This window comes from Peribacillus sp. JNUCC 23 (genome assembly GCF_053653995.1).
Map to the genome: position 1 here is coordinate 4,550,218 of NZ_CM132202.1, position 14,742 is coordinate 4,564,959.

Genomic DNA, 14,742 nt, shown 5'->3' on the forward strand with positions numbered 1-14,742 from the left:
TCTATCCATCTATTATACACAATTGAACGCCTTGAATAGTCGGAAAATTTTTGCATTATGAGTCGACAAACGATCTTGTTTAAACATCCTCTGACACGCCTACTCTTTATTCTTTGCCCCGCTCTGATTCTAAGTATTTTATTAGCTCTTCGTCATCGTCGGTTCGAAACACTTCTTTAGTATAGTCAAAAATAATATAGGTAGGGGTGCTTTCTATTTTCAATTCAGGATATTCAGATGGCAAATTTCCATCCGCCTCTATCGTGAGAATAGGGCTCAAATCATACTTATTTTCATCAAAATTAACAGGACTAACACCCGATTTTCCAAGGATAATCAAAGCACTGTTTTCATGTTCCCTTGGCAATAATCCCTGATAAGAAACGAGTTGCTTAACGTCCAGTTTAATGGAATATGTCGCCTCTTTCCCATTTTTCCACTTTGCATGGATGACATAAGATTTATAACCAACCCAGTTGTCCAAGGCATACTCTCTGAAACTGACTGTATCCCACTCCTCCGTTCTTAAATAATCCTCTTCATCCCCAAAGCTATTCATCTCTGAAACAATGAAACTTTCGGGTTCTTCAGCGAAATCAATTATAAGTTTTGTTCGAGGGTTAACCTTAGTAATTGGATCTTCTTTTTCTCCTTTCACAATTACAATCCCGTCCCTTTCAAAACTGCGAACCTGATAAGCAACCTTATCTCCATCAACTGTCGCGAGTAACTCTGGAGGTGTATGAAGTTTCTTTGTTTTGGCTTTATCTAGGGTATATAGTGAAAGGGCGCCTCCAAAAATAAGAACTACTATTAACAATAGATTTTTCTTCATTAGATTCCCCCCGCAAAAATTGTTTTATGAACTCTATTCGAATTCCTTGAGGTTATTACTATTGGCGCAATCTTTTTAAAATGAAGGAAATATAAAAGTATCCTTTCCCATTTTATCACAGCTTAAATGCAAAATAGTCTGACTCTTTAAAAAATACCTAAACAATCCCCCTATTTATTTCAAAGTGAATACAATTTTCTTTAGCGCATAAACCTTGAAAAATTTTCTTATAACAACTATAATATATCAGTCACAACTATTTATATGTCCCAGTAGCTCAGTAGGATAGAGCGACAGCCTCCTAAGCTGTAGGTCGTAGGTTCGATTCCTATCTGGGACGCTAATACAGGTAACCGAAGCCCGATATATCAACGTTATAGACCCGTTCAATCAACGGTAAATTAGCGCTGATATGGCGGGCCTTTTGTGTTCTTTTAAGGTACGCCGTAAGACAAACGTGAGGCTGTACGTAAGACTTAATCGGAGGTGAATCCGCAATGAGACGAGGCTATATTGGCGCAAGAGGTCCGACAGCCAGCGATTCTGTTCCACGGTTTTCTAGCGTCCTACATACACCCGATACGCGCTACACCATCGAAGAGGCACTCGATATATTCGTTAAGGCAAAGGAAGCCGAAGGAGTACGACCGCGCACTATCGGAAATTACCGCGAGCATATTACATACTTGATGCGTTATACTGACCCGTCGCCTTTCTACGTAGATGAATTGACGTCTGATTTGATCCGTAGCCATATTCTTTATTGAATGAAGGAACGCGTCGCATATGCAGAGATAGAAGGACGAAATAGCCTTACGAAAGGGTTATCGCCTCATACGGTCAACATGCGGCTTAGAACGTTGAAAACGATGTGCTTGTTCTGGTATAAAGACGGAATTCTTCCAACTAATCCAACAGCCAATATTAAGCGCGTGAATTCCGACCATTTGGACGAAGTGCCAGGACTAGCTGACGCCGAGGTCGACCGGTCGCTTAGTAGTTATGATGAACGTCAGTTTGCGCAATGGCGGGATAAAACGCTGTGCCTGCTTTTATTAGACAGTGGAATGCGGATTCAAGAAGCCGTTAATTTGAAGATTGACCATATCGGCGTTAAGCGCTGCGTAATATACATTCCGTCCGAGGTCGCGAGATGCCCGTTAGTAGAGAGATCGCGAAAAGGTTGGTTAAATTGCACGAAGAAAGACGCCTTAAGAAGAAGCTAGAAATATCGAAACTGCACCCGCATATGTTCCGCCATACTTTCTGTAGAAATTATATTTTAAACGGAGGAGATATGTTCACGCTTCAAAAGATCGTCGATCACGCTGATATAAAAACAACGAGGAAGTATATACAAATGGACAGCGAACATGTGCGGCAACAACACAATAGGTATTCTCCAGCGCATCGTGTCTTACGTTAAAACAAATAAAAATACGCAAAAAAAGACGCCGGTTGCGCTAACAACCGAACGTCCCGTCGCATTTAAAATGCAAGAAATTTGAGATCTTAAGTATACCACGAAAAAAGCGGAGATTCAATACGCTTATTTAAATATGCCTAAGCGCGGGGCCTGCGTCCTTTTACGAAAAGGGAGCCGTTATCAATGAAGAAACGAATAGATATCGTAGCCTCGGCGGACACATTCGCCAATCTATCAACGTTCAAGTAAGTCGAAACGCTAAACGAAGCCATGCGCCATTACAAGCGTCTGTTTGCTGACGAATTAAATAAAACGGAGCTTGCCCCGTACTGGACTTATTAGCGCAATACAGTTGCAAATATCCAGGCGTTTCTTTCCTACGCAAAACGAAGTTAGGCGAATTAATCGGAAAGAGTCGCCGCACTATAATCCGTGTTTGTATGTGTTTCAGGCCAAAATAGTTGCATTCAACTTTCATTTCACTATTTTTGAGGCAAAATCAGCCTGATAGTCACGGAACGTTGGATTTTCTCCACAGACCATCAAGCCTTGCCCCCAGTTCACGTGTACATCGGCAGTCGGTTTATCCGACGGATCACGATATTGGAATAATACGTTTCTACGCGGCCGGTCACTGCGATTACTATCCGAGCCATGTATCGTTAAATAATTGAAAAACAGAACGTCGCCTGCTTCGGCAGGGCACGGAGTCCCTATGGAAATCGGGTATTCCTTATGATTTAAGTAATGACGCCCTACATGTGGGATTGATCCTTCTTTATGAGATTTTGGTATAACCCTTAGACATCCGTTTTCCAAGTCTGCATCATCAAGATGAACACTAGCTGCCAACATGGTATGACTTTCATGTGGAAAATACGGGTGATCCTGATGCATTGGAAAAGCTGCTCCCTTTTCAGGTGGTTTAACCAGCATTTTGGAGTGATGTAATTGGACATTCGGTCCGATAAGCTTTTGCAAAATAGACACCATACTTGGATGGATAACGGCTCTAGAGAATGATGCATCATGATAATGAACGTCATGAAACCCTTTTAAAACAAGTTTTTTTAACTCGTTTGGTGGGATATGCTCCCCTTGCCATGCATGATTTTGATCTTGTTTTGCATTTGCTGCACGTTGAATAATGTCTTCAACCGCATTTCTCATTTGCTCTACTTCATCTTTAGTAAAAACCCCCTTAACAAGTAAGTATCCATTTTCTTTGTAAAAGTCAGCATCTTTTAAAGTAATCATAATATTTTCCTCCCTTAAAATTGATAGTATACTTGTTATAATTTTAAAAAATTTATAGATTCCAGTCTTTATCAGAATAGGCTATTTTTTTGTCTTATGAGGACATCGGAGGGATATTTTTGGTAATCCAATCATGTAAACTTAGTGAAGGGATTTTGGCTCAATATGCAATGGAACCACTTGGAGAAGAAATTGCCTTTAAGGTGCATTATTGGGGAGTTACCCCGAAGCATTTTAACACCCCGTTACATAGGCATTCATTTTTTGAAGTTTGTTATGTACTAAGTGGAGAAGGACTTTATAAAGACATGGATGGACAATATCCGTTAAAGAAAGGGACAGTATTTTTATCCCGTCCGAACGTTCAGCACCAAATTTTAAGTGAAACAGGACTTTTTCTTGTATTTGTTGCTTTCGAGATTTCACATGAAAAATCAAAGGATGATGCCATTAGCATGTTTAATCAGCTGGCGAAAACAAATAAGATTTGTGTCAATGTTGCTGATGATTCCCCAACTGCCTTAATATGGAGGGCATTGGTAGATTATACGTCAAACGGCGGTGTCAACGACTTTAATTTAATTACTAATATGGCACACACACTCATACTGTCCTTTAACTCTATGTTTTCTGAAGCTACTCAGACAAGTCGAAGTCAAGAAAAAATGTTTAGTTCTCCAACACATCTATATCAAGCAAAGTTGTTCATTCGTGATAATTTATCAGAACCATTGAAGCTAGAACATGTCGCCAACTATCTTCACATTTCTAAACGTCATTTATCAAGGCTCTTTTCTAATGAACTTCGTGAAAGTTTCTCCAATTATATTCGTAAGGAAAGGGTAAAGGAGGCGGTCCGCCTGCTTGAAACAACAAGCATTCCTATTAAAGAGATAGCTGATGTTACCGGCTTTGGATCAGTGCATTACTTTACGCGCGTATTTACTGAGATGATGAACGTTTCACCTGCTAAGTATCGCTATGATTACGAAAAAATCGTTCAAAAGAGGGGAATTTTGAATAATAGCTAAAACATGATTCATTCAGTAAATATATACGATCGAACACTTCGTATTTAGTTTTTGAACCTTTTGGTAAATATTCAGTAAGGATTTCAGGCGGGGCTCGAGCGGCAGAAAATCGTAATTATGTTGAAAACAAACTAGTGAAGCTTGTATCATAAAAATCGGAAACATTGCTTCGGAAACGTCAGACACTTTTATTTAGTATTTTACGCTTGGTATACGGTAAAAGCGTGGAAATTGCCGTTATAGTAGGATTTATAAACAGTTCAAACCTATTGTAAAGGAAACTGAAATTTAACAGTGCCTCCTAATCTATAGGTCGTAAGTTCGACTCCTATCTGGGACGCTAAAAATAAAAAAAACGTCAACCCCATACGTATCAAGGGATTGGCGGTTTTTTCATTGAATAAGAATTCACTCATTATAAGCCCACTTTTAGAAAATGGGGTCGGTTTGAAGTAGATATAGGATCTGACCCCTTTTTTATTGAAAAAGGATTCAATTATTCTACCTCTATGTTAACTGAATGGGGACGAAATAAAAAATACTGCTCTGTTTTTATATACGCCTAACATATTATACGTGATACAGTAGTTTCAGCAAAAAAACTATTTAAGAAATACTTCAGTAATCTCAATGGATATAGTTATAAAGTGAATTAGGAAGCTGGAGTGTGGGGCTACATAGATCGTACCTGATGCCAAATACGGGAGGCTTATGTTAAAAAGAGGCTCTAAGTTCTGTAAAACTTTTTGACGTAAATTGTGGCACTTGCTGAATGAATAAAACAAAAAAAACTAACCCAAGTAAGATTAGTTTTTACGCACCTTAGAGGATTTGAATCCTCACGCCGATTACCCGGACCTACATCCATAGTAGGGGCGTCTCTTGAGTACTTCCTTATATAAAAAAATGGCTCCGCAGGTAGGACTCGAACCTACGACCGTTCGGTTAACAGCCGAATGCTCTACCACTGAGCTACTGCGGAACAACATATAAGGTTATGGTGGGCCTAAATGGACTCGAACCATCGACCTCACGCTTATCAGGCGTGCGCTCTAACCAGCTGAGCTATAGGCCCATTTTGGAGCGGGTGAAGAGAATCGAACTCTCATCATCAGCTTGGAAGGCTGAGGTTTTACCACTAAACTACACCCGCATATATAAAATGGCTGGGCTAGAAGGATTCGAACCTTCGCATGACGGAATCAAAATCCGTTGCCTTACCGCTTGGCTATAGCCCAATAAGATAAAATAAATGGGGCGACTGATGGGAATCGAACCCACGAATGCCTGAACCACAATCAGGTGCGTTAACCACTTCGCCACAACCGCCATAATGTAAGATGAATTTTGAATTGGCAGGGGTAGTAGGAATTGAACCCACACCGAAGGTTTTGGAGACCTTTGTTCTACCTTTAAACTATACCCCTATAATGAATGGTGGAGGGGGGCAGATTCGAACTGCCGAACCCGAAGGAGCGGATTTACAGTCCGCCGCGTTTAGCCACTTCGCTACCCCTCCGTATTAAACTAATGATGGCTCAGGACGGAATCGAACCGCCGACACAAGGATTTTCAGTCCTTTGCTCTACCGACTGAGCTACTGAGCCAAACAAATTATATCAACAGTAAGTTTATCTACTGAATAAAAATGGCGGTCCGGACGGGACTCGAACCCGCGACCTCCTGCGTGACAGGCAGGCATTCTAACCAACTGAACTACCGGACCAGATTGCGGGGACAGGATTTGAACCTGCGACCTTCGGGTTATGAGCCCGACGAGCTACCGAACTGCTCCACCCCGCGACGATATGAATTGTGTGACCTTTTAAAAAAATGGAGGAGGTAGAGGGATTCGAACCCCCGCGGGATTTGACTCCCCTGTCGGTTTTCAAGACCGATCCCTTCAGCCGGACTTGGGTATACCTCCGTAATAATTAAGAATTCAGCTGCATAATTTTATAGCGGCAGAGGGGATCGAACCCCCGACCTCACGGGTATGAACCGTACGCTCTAGCCAGCTGAGCTACGCCGCCAAATAATGAAGCGTATACGATGATAATTATAATAATGGTGGAGCCTAGCGGGATCGAACCGCTGACCTCCTGCGTGCAAGGCAGGCGCTCTCCCAGCTGAGCTAAGGCCCCATAATAAATGTTTAGACACATAGATGGTCGGGAAGACAGGATTCGAACCTGCGACCCCTTGGTCCCAAACCAAGTGCTCTACCAAGCTGAGCTACTTCCCGTATCAAGGCGCACCCAAAAGGAGTCGAACCATAACATAACCTTCTGATCTGTTAGTCAGATGCTCTATCCAATTGAACTACGGGGCATTACAAGATGGAATCTGCCAATTCCGTCGCGCCCGCTAAACTAATAGTGAGCCATGCAGGATTCGAACCTGCGACCCTCTGATTAAAAGTCAGATGCTCTACCAACTGAGCTAATGGCTCATACAAATTTGAAAGTGGTGCCGGCAAGAGGACTTGAACCCCCAACCTACTGATTACAAGTCAGTTGCTCTACCAGTTGAGCTACACCGGCACTATAGGTAATGGTGGAGGATGACGGGATCGAACCGCCGACCCTCTGCTTGTAAGGCAGATGCTCTCCCAGCTGAGCTAATCCTCCAATATGGTGACCCCTACGGGATTCGAACCCGTGTTACCGCCGTGAAAGGGCGGTGTCTTAACCGCTTGACCAAGGGGCCACATACAACTATGTACAAAATAATAGCCCCTACTTTTAGGGGCTTAGCCTGGCAACGTCCTACTCTCACAGGGGGAGACCCCCAACTACCATCGGCGCAAAAGAGCTTAACTTCCGTGTTCGGAATGGGAACGGGTGTGACCTCTTTGCCATCATTACCAGACTAAATTCAGTTAGAAGGTTTATTCCTTCAAAACTAGATAACAGACTTTAGAATCATCATTAAAATATATATTGGTTAAGTCCTCGATCGATTAGTATCAGTCAGCTCCACATGTCGCCACGCTTCCACCTCTGACCTATCAACCTGATCATCTTTCAGGGATCTTACTAGCTTACGCTATGGGAAATCTCATCTTGAGGGGGGCTTCATGCTTAGATGCTTTCAGCATTTATCCCGTCCGCACGTAGCTACCCAGCGATGCTCTTGGCAGAACAACTGGTACACCAGCGGTGCGTCCATCCCGGTCCTCTCGTACTAAGGACAGCTCCTCTCAAATTTCCTGCGCCCACGACGGATAGGGACCGAACTGTCTCACGACGTTCTGAACCCAGCTCGCGTACCGCTTTAATGGGCGAACAGCCCAACCCTTGGGACCGACTACAGCCCCAGGATGCGATGAGCCGACATCGAGGTGCCAAACCTCCCCGTCGATGTGGACTCTTGGGGGAGATAAGCCTGTTATCCCCGGGGTAGCTTTTATCCGTTGAGCGATGGCCCTTCCATGCGGAACCACCGGATCACTAAGCCCGACTTTCGTCCCTGCTCGACTTGTAGGTCTCGCAGTCAAGCTCCCTTGTGCCTTTACACTCTACGAATGATTTCCAACCATTCTGAGGGAACCTTTGGGCGCCTCCGTTACATTTTAGGAGGCGACCGCCCCAGTCAAACTGCCCGCCTGACACTGTCTCCCGCCCCGATAAGGGGCGCGGGTTAGAATTTCAATACAGCCAGGGTAGTATCCCACCGACGCCTCGACCGAAGCTAGCGCTCCGGCTTCACAGGCTCCTACCTATCCTGTACAAGCTGTACCAAAATTCAATATCAGGCTGCAGTAAAGCTCCACGGGGTCTTTCCGTCCTGTCGCGGGTAACCTGCATCTTCACAGGTACTATAATTTCACCGAGTCTCTCGTTGAGACAGTGCCCAGATCGTTACGCCTTTCGTGCGGGTCGGAACTTACCCGACAAGGAATTTCGCTACCTTAGGACCGTTATAGTTACGGCCGCCGTTTACTGGGGCTTCAATTCAAAGCTTCGCCTTGCGGCTAACCTCTCCTCTTAACCTTCCAGCACCGGGCAGGCGTCAGCCCCTATACTTCGCCTTGCGGCTTCGCAGAGACCTGTGTTTTTGCTAAACAGTCGCCTGGGCCTATTCACTGCGGCTTTTCCGGGCTATTCACCCTAAAAAGCACCCCTTCTCCCGAAGTTACGGGGTCATTTTGCCGAGTTCCTTAACGAGAGTTCTCTCGCACACCTTAGGATTCTCTCCTCGCCTACCTGTGTCGGTTTGCGGTACGGGCACCCTACATCTCACTAGAGGCTTTTCTTGGCAGCGTGGAATCAGGAACTTCGGTACTATATTTCCCTCGCCATCACAGCTCCGCCTTAATGGAAACGGGATTTTCCTCGTTTCCGGCCTAACTGCTTGGACGCGCATATCCAACAGCGCGCTTACCCTATCCTTCTGCGTCCCCCCATCGCTCAAACGATGTATAGGTGGTACAGGAATATCAACCTGTTGTCCATCGCCTACGCTTTTCAGCCTCGGCTTAGGTCCCGACTAACCCTGAGCGGACGAGCCTTCCTCAGGAAACCTTAGGCATTCGGTGGAAGGGATTCTCACCCTTCTTTCGCTACTCATACCGGCATTCTCACTTCTAAGCGCTCCACCAGTCCTTCCGGTCTAGCTTCAACGCCCTTAGAACGCTCTCCTACCACGGATACCATACGGTATCCATCCACAGCTTCGGTGTTACGTTTAGCCCCGGTACATTTTCGGCGCAGAGTCACTCGACCAGTGAGCTATTACGCACTCTTTAAATGATGGCTGCTTCTGAGCCAACATCCTGGTTGTCTAAGCAACTCCACATCCTTTTCCACTTAACGTAAACTTGGGGACCTTAGCTGGTGGTCTGGGCTGTTTCCCTCTTGACTACGGATCTTATCACTCGCAGTCTGACTCCCGAGAATAAGTATTTGGCATTCGGAGTTTGACTGAATTCGGTAACCCGTTGGGGGCCCCTAGTCCAATCAGTGCTCTACCTCCAATACTCTCATCTCGAGGCTAGCCCTAAAGCTATTTCGGAGAGAACCAGCTATCTCCAGGTTCGATTGGAATTTCTCCGCTACCCACACCTCATCCCCGCACTTTTCAACGTACGTGGGTTCGGGCCTCCATTCAGTGTTACCTGAACTTCACCCTGGACATGGGTAGATCACCTGGTTTCGGGTCTACGACCTCATACTCATGCGCCCTATTCAGACTCGCTTTCGCTGCGGCTCCGTCTTATCAACTTAACCTTGCATGAAATCGTAACTCGCCGGTTCATTCTACAAAAGGCACGCTATCACCCATTAACGGGCTCTAACTACTTGTAGGCACACGGTTTCAGGATCTATTTCACTCCCCTTCCGGGGTGCTTTTCACCTTTCCCTCACGGTACTGGTTCACTATCGGTCACTAGGTAGTATTTAGCCTTGGGAGATGGTCCTCCCTGCTTCCGACGGGATTTCTCGTGTCCCGCCGTACTCAGGATCCACTCAGGAGGGAACGAAGTTTCAGCTACAGGGTTTTTACCTTCTTTGACGGATCTTTCCAGATCACTTCACTTACCCCGTTCCTTTGTAACTCCATGTTGAGTGTCCTACAACCCCAAGAGGCAAGCCTCTTGGTTTGGGCTATCTTCCGTTTCGCTCGCCGCTACTCAGGAAATCGCGTTTGCTTTCTCTTCCTCCGGGTACTTAGATGTTTCAGTTCCCCGGGTCTGCCTTCAGTACCCTATGTATTCAGGTAAAGATACTGTTCCATTACGAACAGTGGGTTTCCCCATTCGGAAATCTCCGGATCAAAGCTTACTTACAGCTCCCCGAAGCATATCGGTGTTAGTCCCGTCCTTCATCGGCTCCTAGTGCCAAGGCATCCACCGTGCGCCCTTTCTAACTTAACCGAAGTTAATTAAAAAAAGAACTTACTATTTCAATGATGTCTTGTTATTTGTTATCTAGTTTTCAAGGAACAAAGTATAGAGAGATAATTCTCTCAAAACTAAACAAAGGCAGAAACGTCCATTTATTGAAGTATCTAGTACTTCATTTCATCCTTAGAAAGGAGGTGATCCAGCCGCACCTTCCGATACGGCTACCTTGTTACGACTTCACCCCAATCATCTGTCCCACCTTAGGCGGCTGGCTCCTTGCGGTTACCTCACCGACTTCGGGTGTTACAAACTCTCGTGGTGTGACGGGCGGTGTGTACAAGGCCCGGGAACGTATTCACCGTGGCATGCTGATCCACGATTACTAGCGATTCCGGCTTCATGTAGGCGAGTTGCAGCCTACAATCCGAACTGAGAATGGCTTTATGAGATTCGCTTACCCTCGCGGGTTTGCAGCTCTTTGTACCATCCATTGTAGCACGTGTGTAGCCCAGGTCATAAGGGGCATGATGATTTGACGTCATCCCCACCTTCCTCCGGTTTGTCACCGGCAGTCACCTTAGAGTGCCCAACTAAATGCTGGCAACTAAGATCAAGGGTTGCGCTCGTTGCGGGACTTAACCCAACATCTCACGACACGAGCTGACGACAACCATGCACCACCTGTCACTTTTGTCCCCGAAGGGAAGTCCCTATCTCTAGGGAGGGCAAAAGGATGTCAAGACCTGGTAAGGTTCTTCGCGTTGCTTCGAATTAAACCACATGCTCCACCGCTTGTGCGGGCCCCCGTCAATTCCTTTGAGTTTCAGCCTTGCGGCCGTACTCCCCAGGCGGAGTGCTTAATGCGTTAGCTGCAGCACTAAAGGGCGGAAACCCTCTAACACTTAGCACTCATCGTTTACGGCGTGGACTACCAGGGTATCTAATCCTGTTCGCTCCCCACGCTTTCGCGCCTCAGTGTCAGTTACAGACCAGAAAGTCGCCTTCGCCACTGGTGTTCCTCCAAATCTCTACGCATTTCACCGCTACACTTGGAATTCCACTTTCCTCTTCTGCACTCAAGTTCCCCAGTTTCCAATGACCCTCCACGGTTGAGCCGTGGGCTTTCACATCAGACTTAAGGAACCACCTGCGCGCGCTTTACGCCCAATAATTCCGGACAACGCTTGCCACCTACGTATTACCGCGGCTGCTGGCACGTAGTTAGCCGTGGCTTTCTGGTTAGGTACCGTCAAGGTACCAGCAGTTACTCTGGTACTTGTTCTTCCCTAACAACAGAACTTTACGACCCGAAGGCCTTCTTCGTTCACGCGGCGTTGCTCCGTCAGACTTTCGTCCATTGCGGAAGATTCCCTACTGCTGCCTCCCGTAGGAGTCTGGGCCGTGTCTCAGTCCCAGTGTGGCCGATCACCCTCTCAGGTCGGCTACGCATCGTGGCCTTGGTGAGCCATTACCTCACCAACTAGCTAATGCGCCGCGGGCCCATCTGTAAGTGACAGCCGAAACCGTCTTTCCATCTCTTCTCATGCGAGAAAAGAAATTATCCGGTATTAGCTCCGGTTTCCCGAAGTTATCCCAGTCTTACAGGTAGGTTGCCCACGTGTTACTCACCCGTCCGCCGCTAAATCAAGGGAGCAAGCTCCCTATCATTCGCTCGACTTGCATGTATTAGGCACGCCGCCAGCGTTCGTCCTGAGCCAGGATCAAACTCTCCAAAAAGTGTTTGACTTGCTCATTGTTTTTATAGTGTGTACTCACTTAATTAAAACGTTGACGTTTCTGCTTTGTTTAGTTTTCAAAGAACTATTTGTTTAAGACAGGATATTAATATATCATCTCATCTTCCATTTTGTCAATTACTTTTATAAAATACTTTTACCTCGATAACTGAAAACAGAATAACTTAAAATCCATACCCGTTTCGTTATCTTCTGTAATATTTCACAAAATGAAAGTGTCTAATTTGCTAGAACTCCTTAGCAACAAATTAAATATTACTATTTCACAATACGGAAGTCAACAACTATTTCAAAAGAATTATAATTGAATGAAAAAAATCTGCGGCGCTTTAATTACTCCACAGATTTTTTCATTCATTCATTTATCAAACTTCAGCTTAGCTAATGCGTCAGCAAGTGCAGTATTAATAGGTTCTTCTTTTTTATCCTGGTGTTTAAGATACTTCGAAACATCTTGTTTGGTAGCCCTTTGATTGTTATTTTTCCCTTTTCTCTTAGTAAAAGAAGATAGTTTTTCATGATACCCACATTTGCAGACGAAGGTTTGCGCTTCTCCTTGACCACGCATTTCCATTTTCTTATGACATTGTGGACATCTAGCGTTTGTGGCACGAGATACACCTTTTCGATAGCCGCATTCACGGTCCTGACAAACAAGCATTTTGCCTTTTTTCCCATTCACTTCTAATAAAAGCTTGCCGCAATCCGGACATTTACTTCCTGTGATATTATCATGCTTAAATCTCTTATCACTGTTTTTGATTTCTCGGACAATATTTTTTGCATATTCTCTCATCTCACCAATAAAGGCTTGCTTCGGCAATTTCCCTTTGGCAATGGCTGTCAGCTTTTGCTCCCATTGCGCGGTTAATGCAGGGGAACGTAGCTCTTGCGGGGCCAAATCTAGCAGTTGCTTGCCCTTTGATGTAACATGAAGTCCTTTTCCTTTTTTCTCTATTAAAAAAGAATTAAACAGCTTCTCTATAATATCAGCTCTTGTAGCAACGGTCCCGATTCCACCTGTTTCCCCTATTGTCTTAATCAGTTCTTTGCTTTCTCCTGACATAAAACGTGCTGGATTTTCCATTGCTGAAAGCAGTGTAGCTTCATTAAATGGTTCAGGCGGCTTTGTTTCTCCCTGTGTTTCTTTAATAGATGAAATAGAAAGGATATCTCCCTTATTTATGGCTGGCAGTAATTGTTCAGCAAGACCATCGCCTACTTCCTCATCTTCAAAATGAGAATCATATACATCTTTCCACCCCGACTTCAAGACCACTTTTCCTTTGGCCGCAAAGTTTTCCCCGCCAATATTAACTTTGATCGTTGTTTGCTCATATTCAAATGGTGGCATTAGAACCGCTAGAAACCTTTTGACAACTAAATCATAAATTTTTGATTCCTTATCACTTAGCTTCCCCGGAAGCGGTGTTTGCTCGGTCGGAATGATGGCGTGGTGATCGGAAACTTTACTATCATCCACAAAGGATTTATTAGCTTTAATCGGACTACGCAGAATTTTAGCCGCAAATGGAGCGTAAGGTTTAATACTAACTGCTTGAAGCCGTTCCTTTAATGTATCTACTAAATCTGATGATAAAAAGCGTGAATCTGTTCTTGGGTAGGTTAAGACCTTATGACTTTCGTACAATCTTTGCATGATCGATAATGTCTCTTTTGCTGAATAACCAAACTTTTTATTCGCGTCTCTTTGCAGTTCTGTCAAATCATATAACTGTGGAGCAAATGATTTTTTATGTGTTTTTTGTACATCCACCACTTCTGCTTTTTTATTTTTCACAGCAGTAAGTACATGCTCTACCTTTGCTTTATCAAAGGTCCGGATATCATTTGTCTTGCTGTCCTGCCAGACAAGACGGAGCTTAGGTTCAGTTGTTACAGATACACCATAAAATGGTTTTGGCTGAAATCTTTTAATTTCTTCTTCGCGTGTACCGATCATCGCCACTGTCGGCGTCTGCACCCGCCCACATGATAATTGGGCATTATGCTTTGTCGTTAATGCACGTGTCGCATTCATGCCGACAATCCAATCCGCCTCAGCGCGTGCAACGGCTGAAGCATATAGATTTTCATATTCCTTCCCATCACGCAACTTGTTAAAGCCATCTTTAATCGCTTTATCTGTTACAGATGAGATCCAAAGACGCTTCACAGGCTTTTTTACATTTGCCTTTTCTAGAATCCAACGAGCAACGAGCTCCCCCTCACGACCGGCATCGGTTGCAATCACAACATTCTTAACATCAGGACGGTTCAGCTGGGTTTTGACAGCTTGAAATTGTTTGCCTGACTGCTTAATCACGACCAACTTTAATGTAGGCGGCAACATTGGCAAATCTTCAAGCTTCCATGCCTTATATTTTTCATCATAGGCCTCAGGGTCTGCATGGGTCACTAAATGTCCGAGTGCCCATGTTACAATATATTGATCACCCTCAAAAAAGCCATTCCCTTTTTTGTGCGCATTCAAGACCTTTGCTATATCTCTTCCGACTGATGGCTTCTCAGCCAGCACGACAGTTTTACTCATAAAAAAACACCCTTTCAAAATTCCATAATAAGAA

Annotated in this window: 6 protein-coding genes, 19 tRNA genes and 3 rRNA genes; 4 read left to right on the top strand and 24 right to left on the bottom strand. The window is 44.7% G+C overall.

Going from position 1 to position 14,742, the window contains the following annotated elements; all coding sequences use genetic code 11:
• Window positions 1-106 precede the first annotated feature (106 nt).
• Window positions 107-835 carry a hypothetical protein gene (locus tag JNUCC23_RS21675; protein WP_454213559.1) on the bottom strand — a complete coding sequence of 243 codons (729 nt, stop codon included), beginning with the start codon at window positions 833-835 and terminating at the stop codon, window positions 107-109.
• A 266-nt stretch (window positions 836-1,101) separates the two neighbouring features.
• Between JNUCC23_RS21675 and JNUCC23_RS21680 the strand changes: the two genes are divergently transcribed.
• The 3 genes from JNUCC23_RS21680 to JNUCC23_RS21690 all read left to right on the top strand — a co-directional run bounded on the left by JNUCC23_RS21680 (window position 1,102) and on the right by JNUCC23_RS21690 (window position 2,261).
• A tRNA-Arg gene (locus JNUCC23_RS21680) sits at window positions 1,102-1,175 on the top strand.
• Window positions 1,176-1,704: 529 nt separating this feature from the next.
• Window positions 1,705-2,061, top strand: coding sequence for a tyrosine-type recombinase/integrase (locus tag JNUCC23_RS21685; protein ID WP_454216169.1), 357 nt, complete (start codon window positions 1,705-1,707; stop codon window positions 2,059-2,061).
• A 23-nt stretch (window positions 2,062-2,084) separates the two neighbouring features.
• Entirely contained in the window at window positions 2,085-2,261 is a 177-nt protein-coding gene (locus tag JNUCC23_RS21690) for a tyrosine-type recombinase/integrase (protein ID WP_454216171.1), read from the top strand.
• Window positions 2,262-2,735: 474 nt separating this feature from the next.
• Here the strand turns inward: JNUCC23_RS21690 and JNUCC23_RS21695 are convergent, their stop codons facing one another.
• The gene (locus JNUCC23_RS21695) at window positions 2,736-3,518 is read right to left on the bottom strand and encodes a phytanoyl-CoA dioxygenase family protein (RefSeq protein WP_454213561.1); all 783 of its coding nucleotides are present in this window, start codon (window positions 3,516-3,518) and stop codon (window positions 2,736-2,738) included.
• Between the two features lie 119 nt (window positions 3,519-3,637).
• On the opposite strand from JNUCC23_RS21695, the gene JNUCC23_RS21700 reads away from it, so the two are divergent.
• Window positions 3,638-4,549: a helix-turn-helix domain-containing protein gene (locus JNUCC23_RS21700; RefSeq protein ID WP_454213563.1), complete on the top strand. Its 912-nt coding sequence runs from the start codon at window positions 3,638-3,640 to the stop codon at window positions 4,547-4,549.
• Between the two features lie 907 nt (window positions 4,550-5,456).
• On the opposite strand, the gene JNUCC23_RS21705 is transcribed toward JNUCC23_RS21700, so the two are convergent.
• The 22 genes from JNUCC23_RS21705 to JNUCC23_RS21810 all read right to left on the bottom strand — a co-directional run bounded on the left by JNUCC23_RS21705 (window position 5,457) and on the right by JNUCC23_RS21810 (window position 14,708).
• Window positions 5,457-5,531, bottom strand: a tRNA-Asn gene (locus tag JNUCC23_RS21705).
• 16 nt (window positions 5,532-5,547) lie between these two features.
• Window positions 5,548-5,624: transfer RNA gene (locus JNUCC23_RS21710), tRNA-Ile, on the bottom strand.
• Window positions 5,625-5,628: 4 nt separating this feature from the next.
• A tRNA-Gly gene (locus JNUCC23_RS21715) sits at window positions 5,629-5,702 on the bottom strand.
• Window positions 5,703-5,712: 10 nt separating this feature from the next.
• Window positions 5,713-5,787: transfer RNA gene (locus JNUCC23_RS21720), tRNA-Gln, on the bottom strand.
• A 15-nt stretch (window positions 5,788-5,802) separates the two neighbouring features.
• Window positions 5,803-5,878: transfer RNA gene (locus tag JNUCC23_RS21725), tRNA-His, on the bottom strand.
• Between the two features lie 24 nt (window positions 5,879-5,902).
• Window positions 5,903-5,976 (bottom strand) — tRNA-Trp (locus JNUCC23_RS21730).
• Between the two features lie 8 nt (window positions 5,977-5,984).
• Window positions 5,985-6,068: transfer RNA gene (locus JNUCC23_RS21735), tRNA-Tyr, on the bottom strand.
• Window positions 6,069-6,083: 15 nt separating this feature from the next.
• A tRNA-Phe gene (locus tag JNUCC23_RS21740) sits at window positions 6,084-6,156 on the bottom strand.
• Between the two features lie 42 nt (window positions 6,157-6,198).
• Window positions 6,199-6,275 (bottom strand) — tRNA-Asp (locus JNUCC23_RS21745).
• Window positions 6,276-6,278: 3 nt separating this feature from the next.
• A tRNA-Met gene (locus JNUCC23_RS21750) sits at window positions 6,279-6,352 on the bottom strand.
• 31 nt (window positions 6,353-6,383) lie between these two features.
• Window positions 6,384-6,476 (bottom strand) — tRNA-Ser (locus JNUCC23_RS21755).
• Window positions 6,477-6,508: 32 nt separating this feature from the next.
• Window positions 6,509-6,582 (bottom strand) — tRNA-Met (locus JNUCC23_RS21760).
• Window positions 6,583-6,617: 35 nt separating this feature from the next.
• Window positions 6,618-6,693 (bottom strand) — tRNA-Ala (locus tag JNUCC23_RS21765).
• A gap of 24 nt (window positions 6,694-6,717) precedes the next feature.
• Window positions 6,718-6,794 (bottom strand) — tRNA-Pro (locus JNUCC23_RS21770).
• Window positions 6,795-6,928: 134 nt separating this feature from the next.
• Window positions 6,929-7,001, bottom strand: a tRNA-Lys gene (locus JNUCC23_RS21775).
• A 15-nt stretch (window positions 7,002-7,016) separates the two neighbouring features.
• Window positions 7,017-7,092 (bottom strand) — tRNA-Thr (locus tag JNUCC23_RS21780).
• A gap of 11 nt (window positions 7,093-7,103) precedes the next feature.
• Window positions 7,104-7,179 (bottom strand) — tRNA-Val (locus tag JNUCC23_RS21785).
• A 4-nt stretch (window positions 7,180-7,183) separates the two neighbouring features.
• A tRNA-Glu gene (locus JNUCC23_RS21790) sits at window positions 7,184-7,258 on the bottom strand.
• A gap of 46 nt (window positions 7,259-7,304) precedes the next feature.
• Window positions 7,305-7,420 (bottom strand): 5S ribosomal RNA (rrf, locus tag JNUCC23_RS21795).
• A 71-nt stretch (window positions 7,421-7,491) separates the two neighbouring features.
• Window positions 7,492-10,427, bottom strand: a 23S ribosomal RNA gene (locus JNUCC23_RS21800).
• A 157-nt stretch (window positions 10,428-10,584) separates the two neighbouring features.
• Window positions 10,585-12,134: ribosomal RNA gene (locus JNUCC23_RS21805) — 16S ribosomal RNA — on the bottom strand.
• Together the 16S, 23S and 5S rRNA genes with 18 tRNA genes alongside form the textbook arrangement of a ribosomal RNA operon.
• A 378-nt stretch (window positions 12,135-12,512) precedes the next feature.
• Window positions 12,513-14,708: a DNA topoisomerase III gene (locus JNUCC23_RS21810; RefSeq protein ID WP_454213565.1), complete on the bottom strand. Its 2,196-nt coding sequence runs from the start codon at window positions 14,706-14,708 to the stop codon at window positions 12,513-12,515.
• Window positions 14,709-14,742 lie beyond the last annotated feature (34 nt).